Origin of the sequence: Enterobacter sp. SORGH_AS_0287, from assembly GCF_031453695.1 — a bacterium.
GTDB lineage: Bacteria > Pseudomonadota > Gammaproteobacteria > Enterobacterales > Enterobacteriaceae > Enterobacter > Enterobacter ludwigii.
Map to the genome: position 1 here is coordinate 1,885,698 of NZ_JAVIZW010000001.1, position 21,688 is coordinate 1,907,385.

Sequence of the window (21,688 nt, forward strand, 5' to 3'; positions counted from 1 at the left end):
ACATTACCGCGGCCGAGTCATTTCAACAGGAGCCCTCTATGAAAACCGGCATTGCCACTGCTGTGATTGCGTTAGTGATGCCAGTTTGCGTCTTTGCGACCACGCTTCGGCTTTCAACGGATATTGATTTACTGGTGCTGGACGGAAAAAAAGTGTCCAGTTCCTTGTTGCGCGGTGCGGACAGCATCGAACTTGATAATGGGCCACACCAGCTGGTATTGCGGGTAGAAAAAACCATCGACCTCGCTAATCATGAACAACGCATGTATATCTCTGCGCCGCTGATTGTCAGTTTTAATACCCAGCGGGTCAGTCAGGTGAACATTACCCTCCCGCGTCTTGAAACCGAAAAAGAGTCGGCGGCCTTTGACGCTTCTCCGCGCCTTGAACTGCTGGACGGGGATTCAATGCCGATTCCGGTAAAACTCGATATTCTGGCGTTAACCTCGTCCCCGAAAGGCACCGATTACGAGGCCGCGACCGAAATCTATAACAAGGCGGGCAAACGCGCTTCCCTTCCACAGTTTGCCACCAGGATGGCCGACGACAGTACGCTGCTGTCCGGTGTCTCAGAGCTGGATGTTATTCCGCCACAGTCCCAGACGTTAACGGAACAGCGTCTTAAATTCTGGTTCCAGCAGGCCGATCCTGAGACCCGGGCCCGTTTTTTACAGTGGGTGAAGCAACAACCTTCATCATAAGCCACATTTTTTTCGCCTTTCTCTTGCAGCGTCAGGCGGTTCCCGTCATCGTGTAGTCAGTTAACCTGATGGATAAGATTATGGAACTGACAACACGCACGCTACCGGAACGCAAACACATTGCTCTGGTTGCGCACGATCACTGTAAACAAATGCTGCTTAACTGGGTTCGCCGCCATCAGCCATTGCTGGAAAAGCATGCTCTCTCAGCGACCGGGACAACCGGTAACCTGATCCACCGCGAAACGGGTCTGGAGGTCAATGCCATGCTGAGCGGCCCGATGGGCGGCGACCAGCAGGTCGGCGCTCAGATTTCTGAAGGGAAAATTGATGTACTGATTTTCTTCTGGGATCCGCTGAATGCGGTTCCGCACGACCCGGATGTCAAAGCCCTGCTGCGTCTGGCAACGGTATGGAATATTCCGGTGGCGACGAACCTGTCGACGGCAGATTTCATCATTGAATCCCCGCACTTCAACTCACCGGTTGAGATCCTGATCCCGGATTATCAGCGCTATCTTTCCGAAAGACTGAAGTAGTTTTTTGCCCGGTGGCGACACGCTTACCGGGCCTGCAATATTACCGCTCCGCTATCCCGTTAAGGCTTCCTCGCCACTGGCACATCAATACTCTTCAGAATATCGACAAACACCGACGGCTCCTCTTTGTTGAACAGCAGCCACACGCGATGACGCGCGCGGGTCATCGCCACGTACAGCAAACGCCGCTCTTCGGCATCCGGAAAATCCTCCGGGACCGGCAGTAACGCCTGTTCCATTACCGACTCTCGTGCCGGAGCCGGGAAACCATCGCTCCCCTCTTTGAGCCCCATCACTATCACATAGTCGGCCTGCTGTCCTTTGCTGGCGTGGATGGTCATAAAATCGAGCTGCAGCTTCGGCCAGCGGGTCGCGGCTTTTTCCAGCGCCGCAGGCTTAAGATGGTGATAGCGTGCCAGCACCAGAATACGTTCATCCGGCTTCGCATAGCCGCTCAGTTTGTCCAGCAGCGGCTCCAGCTGATCGTCCGCCAGCAGGGTAACGGCTTTTTTGTCCCCGGCCCGGAGGCTATTTAGCGGTTTTGCCAGCTGATGCGGGTTCTGCTGGATAAAGCGGTTGGCAACTTCACCAATCCGGGAATTGAAGCGGTAGGTGGTATCCAGATCGCTGCGATCGCCTTCGCCAAAATAGTGATGGAATGCAGTCGTCAGGGAGAGCTGTGCCCCGCTGAAGCGATAGATAGCCTGCCAGTCATCGCCCACCGCAAACAGCGAGGTATGTTTATTTTGCGCCCTTAACGCCGAGAGCAGCGCGGCACGTTGCGGCGAGATATCCTGGAATTCATCCACCAGGATATGCTTCCACGGGCTGACAAAACGGCCCTTCTCAAGAATGATAATGGCCTGATGGATCAAACCGGAGAAATCGACGGCATTTTCCTCTTTCAGCGCGGTTTTCCAGGCTTTCAGCATCGGGGCCATCAGCTTAACCCGCTTCGAAAACAGGGCGCGGATCGTCTCCGGCGCGCTTTCAATCATCTCGGCCTGCGATCCGCCGTGCATCCGCATCAGGCTAACCCAGCGGTCGAGACGAGAGCCCAGGCGACGAGCCAGTTTTTCATCCTGCCAGAAATTGCCTTCCGGTACGTCCCAGTTGAGTTCTTCTTCCAGCCACTGACGCCACCCTTTAGCCTGCGCCTTTTTCTCACTGCACTGCTGACGCCACGTCTTGATGAACAGCGCCTGACGCGCCTGCGTGTCGTTTTCCAGCTTGCTGATGGCAGGCACTTTTTTACTGCCCTGCTGAATAATATGCAACGCCAGGGCATGGAAGGTTCTGGCGGTAATATCCCGGGTATGCAGGCGTTCCTGTATGCGTTCGTCCATCTCCTCGGCCGCCTTACGGCCAAACGCCAGCAACAGTATCTGGTCGGCAACAGCCTCACCCGTTGTCAGTAGCCAACCCGCACGGGCCACCAGCACCGACGTTTTGCCGCTTCCGGCACCCGCCAGCACCAGCAGGGAGTGCTCGCCGTTAACCACGGCGCGCGCCTGCGCCGGGTTAAGCGGTGAAGATTCAACCGTGCTGAAAAAGTCGGCATAACGGGTCAGCATGGCATCTGTCCACGCCTGGTTGTGCGCCAGCCGGCTCTTGTCTGTATCGCCAAGCCAGGCCTGGTTGTGCGCCAGCCGGCTCTTGTCTGTATCGCCAAGCCAGGCCTGACACTGACGCCAGGCGTCACGGCAATTGTCGAACTCGTCAAGACGCGTCACGGATAACGGCAGTGCCGCCAGCGCCTGCCTGATCTTTTGCTGCAACCCGGCCGTCTGCTGGCGGGTGAGCCACGTTTGTTGCTCGTTACTTTGTGCAATATCGTTCAGTACCTGCTGCAGTACCTGAGCGGCAATCACGCTCATATCCTGGCTCCACTGCTGCCAGAGCATATTCAGGTGATGATGGAAGCGCTGGGTCTCAGCCCACTCGGTGCCGTGAAGGCGCACGACTTTATCGTCAGGCAGGACAAACTCCAGTTCGCCCCAGACCAACCCGCGTTTACAGTGGATAGCCAGCAGTTGATTAAACGGAATGAGGTATTCGTGGCGTTCTCCGGAGACTTTCACTCCGGCATTAAGGAGGACAACCCTGTCGTAGGGGTGTTGCGCCAGGCGTTTGCCTAATGATGTTGCTTTCAGTTCCATGTCCAGCCGAATCCACGAAGAGATAATTTACCTGACAGTTTAACTGCCAGTTTTAAGGTGCTCCAGCCTAAAAAAACGTTACAATCACTGGGCGTTAATCATATCGAAAGGAACTGAGGGTTTATGCGTACTGTTCTGAATGTTTTGAATTTTGTGTTAGGCGGTTTTGCCACCACTCTTGCCTGGCTTTTTGCCACGCTGGTGAGCATCGTCCTTATTTTTACGCTCCCCCTGACCCGCTCCTGCTGGGAAATCACCAAACTCTCTTTCATCCCGTACGGGAATGAAGCCATCCACGTTGACGAACTGAACCCGGAGAGCAAAAACGCACTGCTAAACACGGGAGGCACGGTCCTCAATATTCTGTGGCTGGTTTTCTTCGGCTGGTGGCTGTGTGTGATGCATATCTTTGCCGGTATTGCCCAGTGCATATCCATTATTGGTATTCCGGTGGGGATCGCAAACTTTAAGATTGCCGCCATCGCGCTTTGGCCAGTCGGGCGCAGGGTCGTTCCGGTAGAAGTGGCACAGGCGGCACGTGAAGCAAACGCGCGTCGTCGTTTTCAGTAAATAAGGACTGGCCGTGCTTATGCTAAGCCCACTGCTTCGCCGTTATACCTGGAACAGCATCTGGCTTTATAACGTCAGAATATTTATCGCACTTTGCGGCACGGTTGCCCTGCCGTGGTGGCTGAATGACGTAAAACTCACCATCCCGCTCACGCTGGGAGTGGTTGCGGGGGCGCTGGCGGATCTGGACGATCGCCTTGCCGGGCGCCTGCGTAATCTTGTGATTACGCTGGTCTGTTTTTTTATCGCGTCAGCCTCCGTGGAGCTGCTCTTCCCCTGGCCCTGGCTGTTTGCCATTGGTCTTACGCTCTCTACCAGCGGGTTTATTTTGCTTGGCGGCCTTGGGCAGCGCTATGCCACTATCGCCTTTGGTGCCCTGCTGATCGCCATTTACACCATGCTGGGTGTTTCCCTTTACGATCAATGGTACCAGCAGCCCATACTGCTGTTGCTGGGGGCCATCTGGTATAACCTGCTGACGTTAACCGGGCATCTTATTTTTCCGGTTCGCCCTCTTCAGGACAACCTTGCCCGCAGCTTTGAGCAACTGGCCCACTATCTTGAGCTAAAATCCCGGCTCTTCGATCCGGATATCGAGGAGGAGAGCCAGTCTCCGCTTTACGATTTGGCTCTGGCCAACGGTCAACTGGTCGCCACGCTTAACCAGACGAAAGCCTCACTGCTTACCCGTCTGCGGGGCGATCGCGGTCAGCGCGGAACGCGAAGAACCTTGCACTACTATTTCGCGGCGCAGGATATACATGAGCGTGCCAGCTCCTCGCACGTTCAGTATGCTGCCCTGCGCGAGAAGTTCCGCTACAGCGACGTGATGTTCCGCTTCCAGCGCCTGCTGTCGATGCAGTCTCAGGCGTGCCAGCAGCTGGCACGCTCCATTTTGCTGCGTACGCCCTATCAACATGACCCGCGCTTCGAACGCGTATTTAGCCATCTTGATGCGGCGCTCGATCGCGTTCAGGCCAGTGGAACATCGCCGGAACATATTAAAGCACTGGGATTTTTGCTGAATAACCTGCGGGCGATAGATGCTCAGCTGGCTACTATTGAATCCGAGCAGGCGATGGCGCTCCCCGATAAAGATGTGGAGAATCAGCTTGCTGATGACAGCGTGCATAGCTTCAGCGATATGTGGCTGCGACTGAGCCGCAACTTTACGCCGGAATCGGCACTGTTTCGCCATGCGGTGAGGATGTCACTGGTGCTGTGCGTGGGTTATGCCATCATTCAGATAACCGGGTTACATCACGGTTACTGGATCCTGCTGACCAGCCTGTTTGTTTGCCAGCCAAACTATAACGCCACCCGCCACCGCCTTGCGCTACGTATTATCGGTACGCTGGTGGGCGTCGCTATTGGGCTGCCGGTGCTCTATTTCGTGCCCTCTGTCGAAGGCCAGCTGATCCTGATCGTGATCACCGGTGTGTTGTTCTTCGCCTTCCGTAATGTGCAGTATGCGCATGCCACAATGTTCATCACGCTGCTGGTGCTACTCTGCTTTAACCTGCTGGGTGAAGGATTTGAAGTGGCCCTGCCCCGCGTGATAGATACGCTGATTGGCTGCGCAATCGCCTGGGCGGCGGTCAGTTTTATCTGGCCGGACTGGCGGTTCCGTAATTTACCGCGTGTGGTAGACAGGGCGATGAATGCGAACTGTCGATACCTTGATGCCATCCTTGAGCAGTATCATCAGGGTCGCGATAACCGTCTGGCTTATCGTATCGCGCGTCGCGATGCGCATAACTGTGATGCTGAACTGGCTTCGGTGGTCTCTAACATGTCCACGGAGCCTCGCGCCACGGCAGAAATTCGGGAAACGGCTTTCCGCCTGCTCTGCCTGAACCATACCTTCACCAGCTATATTTCGACGCTGGGTGCGCACCGTGAGAAATTGACTCACCCGGCCATCCTCGCCCTGCTGGATGACGCCGTATGCTATGTCGATGACGCGCTTCATCACCGACCAGCCGATGAGCCTCGCGTTCAACACGCGCTGGATGAACTGGCTCAGCGTATTACGCATATTGACCCGGGAAGCGACAGCAAAGCACCGCTGGTTCTTCAGCAGATTGGCCTCCTTATCGCTCTGCTGCCAGAAATTTGCCGACTGCAATTGCAGATCGCTACCTGGAGGAGTGATTCTCCTGTGGCTCAGGCAGCGCATTAAACCACTCCGTTAACTCCCGGCGAATTCCCGCCGGGAGTGCCGCTTCATGAAGTCCGGCGATGGCCCCTTCCAGTGCGAAGAGCACTTTAATGCTGAGCGCTTTATTCTTCGCCCGCATCTTCAGCCAGCTCGCACGGGCACCCAGCTCCCGCAGCGTCTCTTCATCAGTGATTCCGGCTTCAAAGAGCAGCACTTCAAGCTGAAAGGTGAGATTGGGCAAGTCCTTGAGGCGGTTTCGCCGATCACGCTGCGAACGCTCTTTTCGTGCCGCATTGAGCGCGAACGAGGAGAGCTGAAGCAGCCGTTCTCTGTCCTGCCACAGTCCGTCATCGACACGATAATAATTGAGCAGCACCGGGCGACCCCGTTTCATCAGGGTTAAGAATGATGAGGCATTTTTTACACAGTATTTTGCACTTTCCTCACAGGCCCGGAGATACAGTTCCCCGTCGGAGACCATAGCGAAGACGGCATCATCTACGGCCAGGGTATACCCCCCGAACAGCGCACGATGGTGGATTTCACCTAAGGGTGAAAGGTATTCCTGGGATTTATAAATCCGTTCATAAGATATCTTTTTCATGATATTTCCCTTCAAAATCATAAAGTAACAACGAAATTTCTTACTAGCGGATCCGTTAGCAGGAAAATAGGCAACTTATCGTCGTTGAGCAAGATGATTTTTCCAGGCGCATCAATAATGAATGAATTTTGCGAGTCGCTTTCCGAAAATGAGGTTGATCTTTATGCATACAGGGGTTACTGTATATCCATACAGTAACTACAGGGCTGGAATGAATATGTACACTTCAGGCTATGCAAATCGCTCAACCTCTCTCTCTTCTTCCGCTGGCAATGTCACGCAGAATTCCACCGGGCGTGTTTCGACAGGGCTTATCAGTGAAGTGGTTTATCGTGAAGACCAGCCCCTGCTCACTCAACTTCTGCTATTGCCGTTATTACAACAGCTTGGTCAGCAGTCGCGCTGGCAGCTTTGGCTGACGCCTCAACAAAAACTGAGCCGTGAATGGGTGCAGTCCGCGGGCCTGCCGCTGACAAAGGTCATGCAAATTAACCAACTCTCTCCCTGCGATACTGTGGAATCGATGATCCGGGCGTTACGTACGGGGAATTACAGCGTGGTGATTGGATGGTTATCCGACGAATTGACCGATGAGGATCATTTTCGGCTGACGGAAGCGGCTGAAGAAGGTAGTGCGATCGGGTTGATCATGCGCCCGGTTCGACCAGATTCTTATCGCAGAGGACAACTTTCTGGCCTAAAAATTCACTCAAATTTGTATCATTGAGGAAAATTAAGATTATTCCTGGAATTTTTTTTGACCACAAGATGCGATTTTAGTTCCAGGCGCCAAAACTGCGGCAAGGCTTGTCTGGTGCGGTTCTCCTTAATTTTATTGCACAAAACTCGTTCGAAAAATGTTAAATAATCGGTATACGGAACTTTTTTTTTCATATGCCTGACGGACTTCACACTTGTAAGTTTTCAGCTACGTTGTAGACTTTACATCGCCAGGGGTGCTCGGCCTAAGCCGAAGATATCGGTAGATTTATATTTGACCACGCCCCCCGGTGAAGGATTTAACCGTGAATCTCTATTGAGACCTTCATGGCGAATTTTGGATGATAACGAGGCGCAAAAAATGAAAAAGACAGCTATCGCGATTGCAGTGGCACTGGCTGGCTTCGCTACCGTAGCGCAGGCCGCTCCGAAAGATAATACCTGGTATGCAGGTGGTAAACTGGGCTGGTCTCAGTTCCATGACACCGGCTGGTACAACAGCAGCCTGAACAACGATGGCCCTACTCACGAGAGCCAGCTTGGTGCAGGTGCGTTCGGTGGCTATCAGGTTAACCCGTATGTTGGTTTTGAAATGGGTTACGACTGGTTAGGTCGTATGCCATACAAAGGCGACAACGTAAACGGCGCTTTTAAAGCTCAGGGCGTACAGCTGACCGCTAAACTGGGTTACCCAGTAACTGACGATCTGGACGTGTACACTCGTCTGGGCGGCATGGTATGGCGCGCTGACTCCAGCAACAGCATCGCTGGCGACGACCATGACACCGGTGTTTCCCCAGTATTCGCTGGTGGCGTTGAGTGGGCTATGACCCGTGATATCGCTACCCGTCTGGAATACCAGTGGGTTAACAACATCGGCGACGGCAACACCGTTGGTGTTCGTCCGGACAACGGCATGCTGAGCGTAGGTGTTTCCTACCGTTTCGGCCAGCAGGAAGATGCAGCGCCAATCGTTGCTCCAGCGCCGGCTCCAGCTCCAGAAGTACAGACCAAGCACTTCACTCTGAAGTCTGACGTTCTGTTCAACTTCAACAAAGCTACCCTGAAACCAGAAGGTCAGCAGGCACTGGATCAGCTGTACACCCAGCTGAGCAACCTGGATCCTAAAGACGGTTCTGTAGTGGTTCTGGGCTTCACCGACCGTATCGGTTCTGACGCTTACAACCAGAAACTGTCTGAGAAACGTGCTCAGTCTGTTGTTGATTACCTGATCTCTAAAGGTATCCCAGCTAACAAGATCTCCCCACGTGGTATGGGCGAAGCTAACCCAGTTACTGGCAACACCTGTGACAACGTTAAAGCTCGCGCTGCACTGATCGACTGCCTGGCTCCAGATCGTCGCGTAGAGATCGAAGTTAAAGGCATCAAAGACGTTGTAACTCAGCCAGCGGCATAAGTTATCGTCTTATAAAAAAACCCCGCACTGCGGGGTTTTTTATTATCTGAATCTGAAGAAAACAAAAATCTATTTCTTACCCAACAGAGCCTGAAGATCATTCTTCAGCGTCGACATCTGGTTGGCGTACTTCTCTTTATGCTCGGCATCTTCAATCAACTGCACTATCGTTTCTGACAGCGTTTTTCCACGCCGTTGCGCAAGCCCTGCCAGACGCTGCCAGACCATAAACTCCAGGTCGATGGATTTTTTGCGAGTATGCTGATGCTCCGCATTAAAATGCCGCTTGCGACGCGCACGAATAGTTTGCTTCATCCGGTTTAACAACGCAGGATTAATGTGTTTCTCAATCCAGCCGTTAACCTGTACCGGTTCATTTTCGAGGGTCAGCAAAATATCCACGGCTTCTTGCGCTGCGCTGGCTTCGATGTAGCAGGTGATCAGCTCCCCTTCACGGTGCTTTTTGACCAGGTACTTCCATTTCCAGCCGCTTTCGAGATTTTCCAGTTGTTGATATTTCATTGCGATCTCAGTGTTACCACGTAACTCTGTTCAGAATATCAGTTTTTTGGCAATCTGCTGAAAAGAAATCATATCCTGTGAGTGAATGCAGCCAATCACCCTGCCGAAATGCCCAATCCTGCTTGGGTAGAGCCCCCCGCTTACGGTATACTCCACGCTTTTACATCTAACTAAAAAACATCAACTTTGACCATTACGAAACTTGCATCGCGTGACCTCGTTCCGGATACCGAGAGCTATCAGGAACTGTTTGCACGACCCGATCTCGCAAAAGAACACGAATTCATCCTTAGCGATACGCAACCCCGTTTGCATTATGCGCTGGAGCAGGTGTTAAGCCCCTGGGCAACATCACCCTTCATGATGCTCAAGGCCCCGGAAGAAGCGGAATATCTGACGCTTCTGGGTGATGCCATGCGCCAGTTGCGACCGCAAGCGAACGCCGTCTTTGGCGGCCAATATCGTATCGCGGGACATGATGTCACATTCGAACCGGCAGAGCAGCCCGACGACCGCTTTGCTGCCAGGGGTGAAGTGATTACCGCTAACTGGGTCGAGGCTGAACAACTCTTTGGTTGTCTGCGCCAGTTTAACGGTGAGCTCTCGCTGCAACCTGGGCTGGTGCACCGCGCGAATGGCGGCGTATTGATCATCTCGTTGCGCACCCTTCTCTCACAACCTCTGCTGTGGATGCGCCTGAAAACGGTGGTTAATCAGCAGCGTTTTGACTGGGTTGGCTACGACGAGTCTCGTCCCCTGCCCGTCTCAGTTCCTTCAATGCCGCTGTCGCTGACCGTGGTGCTGACGGGTGATCGTGAATCGTTGGCTGACTTCCAGGAGATGGAGCCCGAACTGGCTGATCAGGCGGTCTACAGCGAATACGAAGATAACATCCAGATTACCGATGCCGATGATATGGCACAGTGGTGCCAGTGGGTGTTGGGCGTTGCGGAACGTTTCGCACTGCCAACGCCGGCCGCCGACGCCTGGCCTGGTTTGATCCGCGAAGCGGTTCGCTATACCGGTGACCAGGAGACGCTGCCGCTCTGCCCGCTCTGGATAGGCAAGCAGTTACGTGAAGTGGGTGTCGTCAGCGGTAACGGCGCATTCACCGGTGAGCAGCTTACCCAGATGCTGGCGCAGCGTGAGTGGCGTGAAGGCTATCTTGCTGACCGTATGCAGGATGAAATTCTGCTGGAACAAATTCTGGTTGAGACCGAAGGCGAACGTATCGGGCAGATCAATGCCCTGTCGGTGATTGAATTCCCCGGCCACCCGCGCGCTTTCGGGGAGCCTTCCCGTATCAGCTGCGTTGTGCATGTCGGTGACGGTGAGTTCACTGATATCGAACGCAAAGCCGAGTTGGGCGGCAACATTCACGCTAAAGGCATGATGATCATGCAGGCGTTCCTGATGTCAGAGCTGCAGCTTGAGCAGCAAATCCCCTTCTCCGCCTCGCTGACGTTTGAGCAATCATACAGTGAAGTCGATGGTGATAGCGCCTCTATGGCGGAGCTGTGCGCCTTAATCAGCGCCCTGGCAGAAGTGCCAGTTAATCAGAACATCGCGATCACCGGCTCGGTCGATCAGTTTGGTCGTGCGCAGCCAGTGGGTGGTCTGAACGAAAAGATTGAAGGCTTCTTCTCGATTTGTCAGCAGCGTGGGTTAAACGGCAAACAGGGGGTGATTATTCCTGCCCCTAACGCCCGCCATTTGAGCCTCAGCCAGGACATTCTTGATGCCGTGGAACAGGAACAATTCACCATCTGGGCCATCGAAGGCATTGATGATGCACTACCCTTACTGACAAACCTGGTATGGGACGGCGAAGGGCAAACAACCCTGATGCAGACTATCCAGGAGCGCATTGCTCAGGCGACGCAGCAGGATGCTCGTCATCGTTATCCCTGGCCGTTACGCTGGTTAGGCTGGTTTAGTTCAAACTGATCGGACTTGTTCAGCGTACACGTGTTAGCTATCCTGCGTCCTTCACTAAAATAAGGCTTACTGAGAACATGGTAGATAAACGCGAATCCTATACAAAAGAAGACCTTCTTGCCTCTGGTCGCGGTGAACTGTTTGGCGCTAACGGCCCACAGTTACCGGCCCCGAACATGCTGATGATGGACCGTGTCGTGAAAATGACCGAAACCGGCGGCAACTTCGATAAGGGTTACGTAGAAGCAGAACTCGATATCAACCCGGACCTGTGGTTCTTCGGTTGCCACTTTATTGGCGATCCGGTAATGCCTGGCTGTCTGGGTCTGGATGCAATGTGGCAGCTGGTTGGCTTCTATCTGGGCTGGCTGGGTGGTGAAGGTAAAGGCCGTGCGCTGGGTGTGGGCGAAGTGAAATTCACCGGACAGGTTCTGCCTACTGCGAAGAAAGTGACCTATCGTATTCACTTCAAACGCATCGTTAACCGCCGCCTGATTATGGGCCTGGCAGATGGCGAAGTGCTGGTAGACGGTCGTCAGATTTATACCGCAAACGACCTGAAAGTGGGTCTGTTCCAGGACACTTCCGCGTTCTGATTTCGCGTTGAGCGACCCCATAAAGGCGAAACCTCCGCAGTGCGGAGGTTTCTTTTTTTGAAAGAGACGTTATCAGGCTATGAGTGCCCTGTCGCCGATGGCTTCTCGCCAGCCTCCAAGCCATTGTGACCTTTGATTTATCGTCTGATAAGGACACATTTCTTTAGATCGTCCAGCGATGCCGGCCTGATAACCACGTTGATGAGCCCGTTCCAGGCGATCTCGTTTCTGTCTCTTCATGCCTCGTTTCCCTCATTCTTTTGTCTGGTGGAAAGAAAACAGTGTCTGCACAAACTTGCGCAGGCACAGATAACGAATACCCCGAATTAGTCGCAGCGTCAATGTTCAAAATTCATACGGGTGTCATATTTGTGAGCTACCTGGAAGATCATTTGTACAAAAATTGTGACCCGGCACAAGTAACGGTCTGAAGTGAAACTGAAAAAAAAACCGCAATCAGCAACAGGCCGACTGCGGTTTTTACCGATGAATTTTACTTATGGCAGCCGGGAAATCTCCCTGGCGATGCTGGCCGACTCTTGCGCCCACCCCTGGGCCAGCACTTTCACCATTTCATCGTAGCCATCTTTCTGCTGTTTCAGCTCAAGATGGAAAGGACGCTTAATCATCTGGCCCTGATGGTTCAGCAACCACTCTCCGCTAATCACCACCGCACCGTCATAACGGCCATGGAAACCCGTAACCGTGACGTTCAGCGTATCCTGGTCGTTACCCAGCGGCTGCGACGCGACAACCCAACCCGGAAGCTGGTTGCCCAGATTGGCCACCAGCGTGTTGCGCAGCTGCTGATCCAGCGGGCTGGCCCACAGGTTGTTTGTCGCAATCACGTATTTTACGTCGCTGGTCTGGTAGACCACGCCGTTGCCTGCCAGATAATCCGGCACGGCAACCTGCTCAACCCACAGCAGACGGTTTCCCTGACTGGCGGTACTTTGTACCCCGTTTTGCGCTGCAAGAGGCAACTGATAGTAGCTCTTGTTCTCCACGCCTGAACTGCACGCCGTTAACAGCAGAGCGCCAACCATTAATAGCCATTTATTCATTCTTTTGCCCTCTTAGGCTCAGGATCCTTTTTATCTTTCGCTTCGAACACCAGCGCGTTGCTCTTCTCATTGAGCGTTTTCAGAACCGGCTGCAGTTCACGCAAGACCTGATCAAGACGTTGCATATCTGCCACCATCTTGTTGTACGCCGCCGAGCCAGGCTGGAAGCCCTGCATACTGCGGTTAAGCTCACGCAGCGTTTTCTGCATATCCTGCGGCAGCTGCTGCATACTCTGGCTTGCGGTGATCTTGTTGATGTTATCCAACGTGGTTTGCAGGCGACGCATCGTTGCCTGACTTTCGCTGAGCGAACTGGTCGCGGCTTCAATCATCGGATTCAGTGGCAGATTGTTAATCTTATCCAGTGTCTCCATCAGACGCTGCTGGATCTGTGCCAGGCCGCTGCTCACCGTCGGGATGATCTTATAACCACCGAACTCCCGGATACCGGTAATCGGCGGGGCTTTTGGATAGAAGTCCATATCCACATACAGCGCACCGGTCACCAGGTTGCCCGTCTTCAGCGACCCACGCAGACCCCGGTTCATCAGTTCGGTAATATGCGTACCAATGTCCTGATTCTCGCCAATCTGGTTGAGCAGACGTTCCGGCTCAATGCGAATCAGCACCGGAATGCGGTAATCGTCATCCAGAACCTGCTGCAGACCCGGTACAAAGAACGGAACTTGCCCCACCGTACCCAGGCGAATGCCGCGGAATTCAACAGGCGCGCCCGGCTGAAGGCCACGGACGGAATCTTTAAAGAACATCAGGAAGTCGATGTGATCGGTATAGAGTGCGTCCTGAATGCTGCGTTGATCGTCAAAGAGCCTGAACGCCGTTTTCTCTGCAACCGGCTGTCCCAAATCTTGCCCTTCCGGCACATCAAAGCTTACACCGCCACCAAACAGCGTGGTCAGGGAGCCCATCTCCACGCGCATTCCCGCTGACGTCAGATCAACCGCGATCCCGCTGTCCTTCCAGAAACGGACGTTGCTGGTGACCAGCCGATCGTTTGGCGCATTGATGAACAGCTGATAGCTGATGGTGCGCTTTTGCGGATCAAAGGTACTTGTTTCAACCGATCCCACGCGATAACCGCGGAACAGCACGGGATCGCCCGCCGTTAACTGGCCCGCTTTTTTACTGTCCAGGATCACGCGGATGCCTTTCGCATCTGGCGGCGCAAGCGGTGGTGAGTCAAGCAGCTGGTATTGCGCCGGCTGGCTTCCTTTTTTACCCGGCTGCAGTTCAATGTAGGCACCGGAGAGCAGCGTACCTAAGCCGCTGATCCCTTCACGTCCTACCTGCGGCTTGACCACCCAGAAAGCTGAATCACCGTGCAGCAGTTTTTCCATGCCCGCGTTCAGGCGTGCCTTGATTTCCACATGGGTTAAATCGTCGGTCAGGGTTGCGCTTTCAACCACGCCCACATCGACGCTACGGCTTTTGATGGTCGTTTTACCGCCCTCAATCCCCTCGGCATTGGTGGTGATGAGCGTCACTTCCGGTCCCTGATGGCTGTAATGATAAAACAGGATCCATGCACCGATCAGCGCGGTCACGATGGGGAAAATCCACACCGGCGACCAGTTTTTGACCTTCTGCACTTTCGCCTCTCCACTCTTATTTTCCATGCTCTTACTGTTCCTCATGGCTTGATTCAGGCTCACGATCCCACGATAAACGAGGGTCGAAGGTCATGGCCGCGAACATGGTCATAATAACGACCAGCGCAAACATTAATGCCCCCATCGCGGGATAAATACTCATCAATCCGCCCATCCGCACCAGTGCAGAGAGAACGGCAATAACAAACACATCAATCATTGACCAGCGTCCAACAAACTCGACGACTTCATAAATCAGGTGCATGCGTTCGCTGTCGCGTTTGCCATGGCCTTTCGCATCCCAGCAGAGCCAGGCAATGGCGATCATTTTTAACGTGGGTACCATAATACTGGCAATAAAGATCACCCCCGCAACGGGATAGGAGCCTTCACCCCACAGCAGTATTACCCCGGCAAGGATTGTCGAGGGCATTTTGTCACCGAGCAAATCGGTGATCATAATCGGCAGGATATTGGCCGGCAGGTACAACATGATGGAAGTCACCAGCAGCGCCATTGTCCACTGCAGGCTATTTTTACGTCGCACATATCCTTTTGTTTCGCAGCGCGGGCACACATCCAGATCGGCTGGCAGCACAGCGGTGCAGCATGGGCAAGAACGAAGCCCCTGACGAATGCCTGGCACCCCCACCTTTACCGTCTGTACCAGCGTCGGTGCCGGCGCGATATCGTCCCACGCCCAACGTCTGTCCACACACTGGAAGGCGCGCAGTTGCAGCACGCAGTACAGACACCAGGGTACAAAGCTGCTGCCGATACCCACATCGCCATACGCCATCAGTTTGACGAAACTGACCAGGATACCTGCCAGAAAGATTTCGGCCATACCCCAGCTTTTTAACTGGAACAGGATACGCGCGAGCCAGATTTTAAGCGCGAGGGGCATCGCGACGCGGTTCACCAGCAACAGAATGACGACCAGACAAAAAGCCGGGACGATCTGTACGAACAGGAGGAAAAAGGTGCCGAGGCTGGCATAGTCTTCCGAGAACATAACCCCCGGAATTTCAAGCAAATCGACCTGGCTGGTCATCCCTCCCACCTTCATATAAATGAAGGGGAAGAGATTGGAAAGCAGCAGCATGAACAACGCCGCCAGCGCATAAGCAGTGGGACGCTGCCTTGGTGCGTCCCACTCGGTTGTCAACGTCGTACCGCAACGGGGACACAGGGCTTTATGTCCGTGACCAAGCTCTGGCAACGCCACGAGCATATCGCATTGAGAGCATAATATATGCCTGTCGGCATGGTGCTGGTCACACATATTGTATCCCTGTTTATGCGCCGTTCTTCAGAGACTCAAGGTACTCCCAGCGCTCAAATGCTTCTTCCAGGGCTTTTTCAGCCGCGGACAGTTCTGCCAGTACTTTTTGAGTATAGTCATGCGATTGGGTAAAGAATGACGCATCAGCGACCTGCGCCTGCAGATCTTCAAGTGCGGCTTCCAGCTCTTCAAGACGCTGAGGGAGTCCTTCCAGTTCGCGCTGCAGGTTATAGCTTAGTTTAACCGAGGTTTTCTTGACAGTTTCTGCTTTTGTTACAGCAGGTTCGGAACTGGTTCTGGATTTAGCCTGTTTTAGCGCCTGAGACTGCGACTGCTGTCCTTTTGCATCGTGATAGCCGCCCACATACTGACCGATTCGCCCTTCACCTTCGAAGATCCAGCACTCGGTCACGGTGTTATCGACGAACTGACGGTCGTGGCTTACCAGCATCACGGTTCCCTGATAGCCGTCGATCAGCTCTTCCAGCAGTTCGAGCGTTTCCACGTCCAGGTCGTTTGTTGGTTCATCGAGGATCAGCAGGTTACTTGGCTTCAGGAACAGACGTGCCAGCAGCAGACGATTTCGCTCACCGCCTGACAACGCGCGTACCGGCGTCAGCGCGCGTTTCGGATGGAACAGGAAGTCCTGCAGGTAGCCCAGCACATGGCGCGGCTTACCGTTAACCATCACCTCTTGTTTACCTTCCGCCAGGTTATCCATCACCGTTCTGTCCGGATCCAGCTCCGCACGGTGCTGGTCGAAGTAAGCCACTTCGAGCTTAGTACCGCAGTGAATGCGGCCGCTGTCAGGCTTCAGCTGATCCAGCATCAGCTTCAACAGCGTGGTTTTACCGCAGCCATTCGGCCCGATCAGCGCGATTTTATCCCCACGCTGAACCTGTGCGGAGAAGTCTTTCACCAGCACTTTGCCATCAACCTGATAGTTGACGTTTTCCATTTCGAAGACAATTTTGCCGGAACGGGAGGCCTCTTCAACCTGCATTCTGGCGCTGCCCATCACTTCGCGGCGCTCGCTGCGTTCACGACGCATCGCTTTCAGCGCGCGAACGCGGCCTTCATTACGGGTACGACGAGCTTTGATGCCCTGACGGATCCAGACCTCTTCCTGCGCCAGCTTGCGGTCGAATTCAGCGTTCTGCAACTCTTCCACACGCAGGTTTTCTTCTTTCTCCAGCAGATAGGTATCGTAATCGCCAGGGTAGGTCACCAGCTTGCCGCGATCGAGATCGACAATACGCGTGGCCATATTGCGGATAAACGAACGGTCGTGGGAGATGAAGATAATGGTCCCGTTGAAGGTTTTGAGGAACCCTTCCAGCCAGTCTATCGCTTCGATATCCAGGTGGTTCGTCGGTTCATCCAGCAGCAGCACTTTCGGCCCGCTGACCAGCGCGCGGCCAAGCGCAGCCTTACGCAGCCAGCCGCCAGAAAGCGCCGACAGCTCCATGTACGGTTCCAGTCCGAGCTGCGCCAGCACTTCATTGATGCGGTTTTCGAGCTGCCACAGACCGTGGTGATCGAGCATCTCCTGCACTTTCGCCAGTTCGTTAAGATTCTTGTCGCTCGGGTCGGTCATCACCAGGTGAGAAATCTCGTGATAACGCTTCAGGTATTCGGCCTGCTCAGAGATACCTTCGGCAACAAAATCGTAAACGCTGCCGGTCACGTGACGCGGCGGATCCTGCTGCAGGCGAGAGACGATAAGATCCTGCTCGTAAACAATACGCCCGTCGTCCAGGCCCTGTTCGCGGTTGAGGATTTTCATCAGCGTGGATTTACCCGCGCCGTTACGGCCGACCAGACAAACGCGCTCGTTGTCCTCGATGTGCAGTTCTGCATTGTCGAGAAGCGGCGAGTCGCTGAAAGAGAGCCACGCGCCGTGCATACTAATTAAAGACATGTATTATTCCTTTCAGACCGCGGAGATCAACCAGCAGTTATGGATCTGACGATTACGGGCAAAGTCCTGGGACAGCGTTTTTTGGCTAATTTCTTGTGCTTTCAGTCCCAGAGCAGCCAGCCCCTCATGATCCATGCGGAAGCCGCGTTTGTTATTCGAGAACATAATGGTACCGCCCTTACGCAGCAGGCGTTTCAGGTCGGTCATCAGGCGCAGGTGATCGCGTTGAACGTCAAAGCTATCTTCCATACGCTTGGAGTTAGAGAACGTTGGGGGATCGATGAAGATCAGATCAAATTGTTCGTCCGTTTCGCGTAGCCAGCCCAGCACGTCAGCCTGCATCAGACGATGCTGACGCCCGGTGAGACCGTTCAGGCGCAGGTTACGTTCTGCCCATTCCAGGTAAGTACGGGACATATCCACCGTGGTGGTACTGCGCGCGCCGCCAAGGCCAGCATGCACACTGGCGCTGCCGGTATAGGAGAACAGGTTCAGGAAGTCTTTACCCTTGCTCATCTGGCCCAGCATGCGGCGGGCGATACGGTGGTCAAGGAACAGACCGGTATCCAGATAATCGGTCAGGTTAACCCACAGGCGCGCGTTGTATTCGCCCACCTCGATAAAGTCACCCTTCTCACCCATTTTCTGATACTGATTTTTCCCTTTCTGACGCTCACGGGTTTTCAGCACCAGTTTGTTAGGCGCAATGCCCAGCACCGAAATCGTTGCCGCAATCACGTCCAGCATACGCTGACGCGCTTTTTGTGCATCAATCGTTTTTGGCGGCGCATATTCCTGCACCACAACCCAGTCAGCGTAACGGTCAACCGCCACGTTGTACTCCGGCAGATCGGCATCATACAGGCGATAACATTCGATACCTTCCTGTTTCGCCCATTTTTCGAATTTCTTCAGATTCTTACGCAGGCGGTTAGCGTAATCTTCCGCCACACCCGATGGTTTACTGTCCGCCGCTTTCTCGGCCAGATGGTAGTTTTTCTGCACGCAGTCCAGCGGGCCGTTTTTCGCCTTAAACTGGCGTTCGGCACGCAGTTGCAGACAGCTCAGCAGTTCTGGCGAGGCGCTAAACAGCGACAGGTTCCAGCCGCCAAAGTCATTTTTCATATTACGGCCCAGCAGGCTGTGCAGGGCAATCAGCGCCGGTTCGCTATCAAGACGCTCGCCGTAAGGCGGGTTGCTGATAACGGTACCGTATGGGCCTTTTGGCAGCGGATTGGTCAGGTTCGCGACGTCTTTCACCTCGAAGGTGACCAGCTCGCCGATACCGGCACGGCGGGCGTTGCTGCGCGCACGCTCAATGACGCGTGAGTCGCTGTCAGAGCCGTAGAAATGGGAGGTGTACTCCGCCAGACCTTTACGTGCACGGGTCTGCGCTTCGTCTTTGACTTCTTTCCACAGCGCCTCATCGTGCTGCGCCCAGCCACTGAAGCCCCAATGGCCGCGGTGCAGGCCCGGTGCGCGGTCGGTGGCCAGCATAGCGGCCTCAATCAGCAGCGTACCGGAGCCGCACATCGGATCGAGCAGCGGTGTGCCTGGCTGCCAGCCGGAACGCATCACGATGGCGGCGGCGAGAGTCTCTTTGATGGGCGCCATACCGGTACGATCGCGATAACCACGCAGGTGCAGACCCGCGCCGCTCAGATCCAGAGAGATACTGGCGGTGTCGCCGTTGAGCCAGACGTTGATCCGCAGATCGGGATTTTCACGATCGACGTTTGGGCGTTCCTTATTTTTACGCGTGAAGCAGTCCACAATGGCGTCTTTAACGCGCAGGGCACCGTACTGGCTGTTGCGGATTTCATCGTTCACGCCATTAAAGTGCACGGCAAAGGTGGCATTTGGGGAGAAGATCTCTGTCCAGTCGATCATCTGTACGCCGGTATAGAGGTCAAGGTCGCTGTAAACCTTGCACTCTTTCATCGGCAGCATGATGCGTGATGCCAGACGGCTCCACATCAGGCTCTGGTAAATAAGCCGTGTGTCGCCCTCAAAATGGACACCACCCTGAACCACCTGGCACTCTTGCGCCCCCAGGGTTTCCAGTTCAGTTTTTAACAGCTCTTCCAGCCCACGGGCCGTACTGGCAAACAGAGAATTCATATCGTCACTTTTACTCTTAGAAAATTGTCGCGCATTATAGCTAATATGGCGTGTATGTCATAAAGTTGAAGGCTTATTTTCATTCGAGGGGCTGTGCAGTGGCGACGTTATCCAGGCTTTTTATTCATCCGGTGAAATCCATGCGCGGGATCGGCGTTTCACACGCGCTGGCCGACATGAGCGGATTTGCCTTCGATCGTATCTTTATGGTCACCGAACCTGACGGTACGTTCATTACCGCACGCCAGTTCCCACAAATGGTTCGCTTTACCCCTTCCCCGCTTTATGACGGTTTGCATCTCACCGCGCCGGATGGCTCCAGCGTGGTGATCCGCTTTGCTGATTTTGCGCCTGTCGAAGCGCCAACGGAAGTGTGGGGCAATCATTTTACCGCGCGCATCGCCCCGGATGACATTAACCGCTGGCTGAGCGGCTTATTCTCCCGGGATGTGCAGCTGCGCTGGGTCGGCCCGGCGCTGACGCGGCGCGTTAAGCGCCACGAGGCGGTCCCGCTCTCATTCGCGGACGGCTTCCCCTTCCTGCTGACTAACGACGCCTCCCTGCGCGACCTGCAGCGTCGCTGTAAAGCCAGCGTCCAGATGGAGCAGTTTCGTCCCAACCTGGTTGTTACAGGCGCTGACGCCTGGGAAGAGGATACCTGGAAGGTGATCCGTATCGGCAGCGTGGTATTTGATATCGTGAAGCCTTGCAGCCGCTGTATCTTTACCACCGTCAGTCCCGAAAAAGGCCAGAAACACCCTTCCGGCGAGCCGTTAAAAACCCTGCAGTCATTCCGCACAGCGCAGGACAATGGCGATGTGGATTTCGGCCAGAACCTCATTCCGCGCTCAAGCGGCGTCATCCGCGTGGGTGACGAAGTCGAAATTCTCGCCCGTGGACCCGCAAGAGTGTATGGCGCAGGTCAGGAAGAAGAGTTCGTCGACGTTGAGACGCCAGCCAGCTCGCCCGTAGACATTCACTGGCAGGGCACCGTTATCCGCGGCAACAATCAGCAGGTTTTACTTGAACAGCTGGAACAAGCGGGGATCCGCGTACCTTACTCCTGCCGGGCAGGCATCTGTGGGTGCTGTCGAATCAAGCTGGTCGAAGGGGAAGTCAGCGCGCTGAAAAAATCCGCGATTGGTGATGATGGTACAATTCTGTGCTGCAGCTGTATTCCGAAAACGTCGGTACAGCTGGAAGCTTAAACGGCCTGCTCGAGGCTGAAAGCGTCTACGCGTTGCTGCGGTTTCAGCCTGTCATTCATTACCTTAATGGCATCCCCCAGTTGCATCGTCCGCCCGGCAATGGTCACACCGGGCTGGGCCAGCAGACAGAGCGCGGCATTTTCGCCAGGCTCAACCACCAGCAGGCTCACCTCTTCAGCGGTATCGCTTAGGTTTACGCTCGCCGCATCGCCGGTGGCGGGGGACCAGTTCATGCTGTGCGGTAAAAAATGCCAGCTTTTCGGCATTTGCGGTTTCAGGAATCGAATAGCCACTAACGCGTTTAATACCAGTTCGGCACGCTGCTCTTTAGAAAGCACCAGGTCGCGGCATTTTTCTTCAAAGGAGAAATAAAGCGCAGCGTCGTCAACACAAAAGCCTGACGGGGAGAAGGCGTCCGGGGTTAACATTCGGCGAGCAAAACGGGAACGAAACAACATACCATTGGCTAAATCGAGCATCATGCGGTCATGCTCGTCACAAAAATACCAGCGCCAGTTATCGTCAGGTTTAATTCGCATGTTTCTCTCCCGT

At 54.3% G+C, this 21,688-nt stretch carries 19 protein-coding genes; 9 read left to right on the top strand and 10 right to left on the bottom strand.

The annotated features are described in order from the left end of the window. The first annotated feature begins 38 nt into the window (after positions 1 to 38). Together QE396_RS09040 and mgsA are read left to right on the top strand one after the other, a co-directional pair. Positions 39 to 701, top strand: a complete 663-nt coding sequence (locus QE396_RS09040) for a curli synthesis inhibitor (RefSeq protein WP_032670572.1) — start codon at positions 39 to 41, stop codon at positions 699 to 701. A gap of 80 nt (positions 702 to 781) precedes the next feature. After that, positions 782 to 1,240, top strand: coding sequence for a methylglyoxal synthase (gene mgsA, locus QE396_RS09045; protein WP_020884788.1), 459 nt, complete (start codon positions 782 to 784; stop codon positions 1,238 to 1,240). Between the two features lie 59 nt (positions 1,241 to 1,299). On the opposite strand, the gene helD is transcribed toward mgsA, so the two are convergent. Next, positions 1,300 to 3,399, bottom strand: a complete 2,100-nt coding sequence (gene helD, locus QE396_RS09050; protein WP_309950795.1) for a DNA helicase IV — start codon at positions 3,397 to 3,399, stop codon at positions 1,300 to 1,302. A 123-nt stretch (positions 3,400 to 3,522) separates the two neighbouring features. Between helD and QE396_RS09055 the strand changes: the two genes are divergently transcribed. After that, positions 3,523 to 3,969, top strand: coding sequence for a YccF domain-containing protein (locus QE396_RS09055; RefSeq protein WP_020884790.1), 447 nt, complete (start codon positions 3,523 to 3,525; stop codon positions 3,967 to 3,969). A gap of 19 nt (positions 3,970 to 3,988) precedes the next feature. Next, positions 3,989 to 6,151 (top strand): YccS family putative transporter, encoded by a 2,163-nt coding sequence (gene yccS / locus QE396_RS09060; protein ID WP_020884791.1) that lies wholly within the window; start codon positions 3,989 to 3,991, stop codon positions 6,149 to 6,151. Here the strand turns inward: yccS and QE396_RS09065 are convergent. Further along, positions 6,108 to 6,734, bottom strand: coding sequence for a TfoX/Sxy family DNA transformation protein (locus QE396_RS09065; RefSeq protein WP_020884792.1), 627 nt, complete (start codon positions 6,732 to 6,734; stop codon positions 6,108 to 6,110). The genes yccS and QE396_RS09065 overlap by 44 nt on opposite strands. 217 nt (positions 6,735 to 6,951) lie before the next feature. Here QE396_RS09065 and sulA point away from each other — a divergent pair, with 217 nt between their 5' ends. Further along, positions 6,952 to 7,461 (top strand): SOS-induced cell division inhibitor SulA, encoded by a 510-nt coding sequence (sulA, locus tag QE396_RS09070; protein WP_025204536.1) that lies wholly within the window; start codon positions 6,952 to 6,954, stop codon positions 7,459 to 7,461. Positions 7,462 to 7,815: 354 nt separating this feature from the next. Beyond that, positions 7,816 to 8,871 (top strand): porin OmpA, encoded by a 1,056-nt coding sequence (ompA, locus tag QE396_RS09075; RefSeq protein WP_020884794.1) that lies wholly within the window; start codon positions 7,816 to 7,818, stop codon positions 8,869 to 8,871. 69 nt (positions 8,872 to 8,940) lie between these two features. On the opposite strand, the gene matP is transcribed toward ompA, so the two are convergent. Beyond that, complete coding sequence (gene matP, locus QE396_RS09080; RefSeq protein ID WP_014169429.1) at positions 8,941 to 9,393, bottom strand: macrodomain Ter protein MatP; 453 nt, start codon at positions 9,391 to 9,393, stop codon at positions 8,941 to 8,943. Positions 9,394 to 9,579: 186 nt separating this feature from the next. Here matP and QE396_RS09085 point away from each other — a divergent pair, with 186 nt between their 5' ends. Both QE396_RS09085 and fabA read left to right on the top strand, forming a co-directional pair. Next, entirely contained in the window at positions 9,580 to 11,340 is a 1,761-nt protein-coding gene (locus QE396_RS09085) for a Lon protease family protein (RefSeq protein WP_020884795.1), read from the top strand. Between the two features lie 68 nt (positions 11,341 to 11,408). Continuing rightward, positions 11,409 to 11,927: a bifunctional 3-hydroxydecanoyl-ACP dehydratase/trans-2-decenoyl-ACP isomerase gene (gene fabA / locus QE396_RS09090; RefSeq protein ID WP_014169427.1), complete on the top strand. Its 519-nt coding sequence runs from the start codon at positions 11,409 to 11,411 to the stop codon at positions 11,925 to 11,927. 72 nt (positions 11,928 to 11,999) lie between these two features. Here the strand turns inward: fabA and rmf are convergent, their stop codons facing one another. The 6 genes from rmf to rlmKL all read right to left on the bottom strand — a co-directional run bounded on the left by rmf (position 12,000) and on the right by rlmKL (position 19,928). Next, a complete protein-coding gene (gene rmf, locus QE396_RS09095; protein ID WP_013097261.1) occupies positions 12,000 to 12,167 on the bottom strand; it encodes a ribosome modulation factor in 168 nt (55 codons plus the stop codon). Positions 12,168 to 12,424: 257 nt separating this feature from the next. Next, a complete protein-coding gene (gene pqiC, locus QE396_RS09100) occupies positions 12,425 to 12,991 on the bottom strand; it encodes a membrane integrity-associated transporter subunit PqiC (RefSeq protein WP_014169426.1) in 567 nt (188 codons plus the stop codon). Beyond that, positions 12,988 to 14,628: an intermembrane transport protein PqiB gene (pqiB, locus tag QE396_RS09105; protein WP_020884796.1), complete on the bottom strand. Its 1,641-nt coding sequence runs from the start codon at positions 14,626 to 14,628 to the stop codon at positions 12,988 to 12,990. The genes pqiC and pqiB overlap by 4 nt, the downstream gene beginning before the upstream one ends. A 4-nt stretch (positions 14,629 to 14,632) precedes the next feature. Further along, positions 14,633 to 15,886 carry a membrane integrity-associated transporter subunit PqiA gene (pqiA, locus tag QE396_RS09110; protein ID WP_020884797.1) on the bottom strand — a complete coding sequence of 418 codons (1,254 nt, stop codon included), beginning with the start codon at positions 15,884 to 15,886 and terminating at the stop codon, positions 14,633 to 14,635. A gap of 13 nt (positions 15,887 to 15,899) precedes the next feature. Beyond that, positions 15,900 to 17,807: an ABC transporter ATP-binding protein gene (locus tag QE396_RS09115; protein ID WP_020884798.1), complete on the bottom strand. Its 1,908-nt coding sequence runs from the start codon at positions 17,805 to 17,807 to the stop codon at positions 15,900 to 15,902. A gap of 12 nt (positions 17,808 to 17,819) precedes the next feature. Then, complete coding sequence (gene rlmKL / locus QE396_RS09120; protein ID WP_014169422.1) at positions 17,820 to 19,928, bottom strand: bifunctional 23S rRNA (guanine(2069)-N(7))-methyltransferase RlmK/23S rRNA (guanine(2445)-N(2))-methyltransferase RlmL; 2,109 nt, start codon at positions 19,926 to 19,928, stop codon at positions 17,820 to 17,822. A gap of 98 nt (positions 19,929 to 20,026) precedes the next feature. Between rlmKL and QE396_RS09125 the strand changes: the two genes are divergently transcribed. After that, positions 20,027 to 21,136 (top strand): YcbX family protein, encoded by a 1,110-nt coding sequence (locus tag QE396_RS09125; RefSeq protein WP_020884799.1) that lies wholly within the window; start codon positions 20,027 to 20,029, stop codon positions 21,134 to 21,136. On the opposite strand, the gene zapC is transcribed toward QE396_RS09125, so the two are convergent. Continuing rightward, complete coding sequence (gene zapC, locus QE396_RS09130; protein ID WP_014169420.1) at positions 21,133 to 21,675, bottom strand: cell division protein ZapC; 543 nt, start codon at positions 21,673 to 21,675, stop codon at positions 21,133 to 21,135. The two genes, QE396_RS09125 and zapC, sit on opposite strands and share 4 nt — an antisense overlap. Positions 21,676 to 21,688 lie beyond the last annotated feature (13 nt).

Coding starts and splice junctions, on each gene's coding strand:
- QE396_RS09040 (WP_032670572.1), top strand. CDS start 39: ATGAAAACCGGCATTGCCACTGCTGTGATTGCGTTAGTGATGCCAGTT.
- mgsA (WP_020884788.1), top strand. CDS start 782: ATGGAACTGACAACACGCACGCTACCGGAACGCAAACACATTGCTCTG.
- helD (WP_309950795.1), bottom strand. CDS start 3,399: ATGGAACTGAAAGCAACATCATTAGGCAAACGCCTGGCGCAACACCCC.
- QE396_RS09055 (WP_020884790.1), top strand. CDS start 3,523: ATGCGTACTGTTCTGAATGTTTTGAATTTTGTGTTAGGCGGTTTTGCC.
- yccS (WP_020884791.1), top strand. CDS start 3,989: ATGCTAAGCCCACTGCTTCGCCGTTATACCTGGAACAGCATCTGGCTT.
- QE396_RS09065 (WP_020884792.1), bottom strand. CDS start 6,734: ATGAAAAAGATATCTTATGAACGGATTTATAAATCCCAGGAATACCTT.
- sulA (WP_025204536.1), top strand. CDS start 6,952: ATGTACACTTCAGGCTATGCAAATCGCTCAACCTCTCTCTCTTCTTCC.
- ompA (WP_020884794.1), top strand. CDS start 7,816: ATGAAAAAGACAGCTATCGCGATTGCAGTGGCACTGGCTGGCTTCGCT.
- matP (WP_014169429.1), bottom strand. CDS start 9,393: ATGAAATATCAACAACTGGAAAATCTCGAAAGCGGCTGGAAATGGAAG.
- fabA (WP_014169427.1), top strand. CDS start 11,409: ATGGTAGATAAACGCGAATCCTATACAAAAGAAGACCTTCTTGCCTCT.
- rmf (WP_013097261.1), bottom strand. CDS start 12,167: ATGAAGAGACAGAAACGAGATCGCCTGGAACGGGCTCATCAACGTGGT.
- pqiC (WP_014169426.1), bottom strand. CDS start 12,991: ATGAATAAATGGCTATTAATGGTTGGCGCTCTGCTGTTAACGGCGTGC.
- pqiB (WP_020884796.1), bottom strand. CDS start 14,628: ATGGAAAATAAGAGTGGAGAGGCGAAAGTGCAGAAGGTCAAAAACTGG.
- pqiA (WP_020884797.1), bottom strand. CDS start 15,886: ATGTGTGACCAGCACCATGCCGACAGGCATATATTATGCTCTCAATGC.
- QE396_RS09115 (WP_020884798.1), bottom strand. CDS start 17,807: ATGTCTTTAATTAGTATGCACGGCGCGTGGCTCTCTTTCAGCGACTCG.
- rlmKL (WP_014169422.1), bottom strand. CDS start 19,928: ATGAATTCTCTGTTTGCCAGTACGGCCCGTGGGCTGGAAGAGCTGTTA.
- zapC (WP_014169420.1), bottom strand. CDS start 21,675: ATGCGAATTAAACCTGACGATAACTGGCGCTGGTATTTTTGTGACGAG.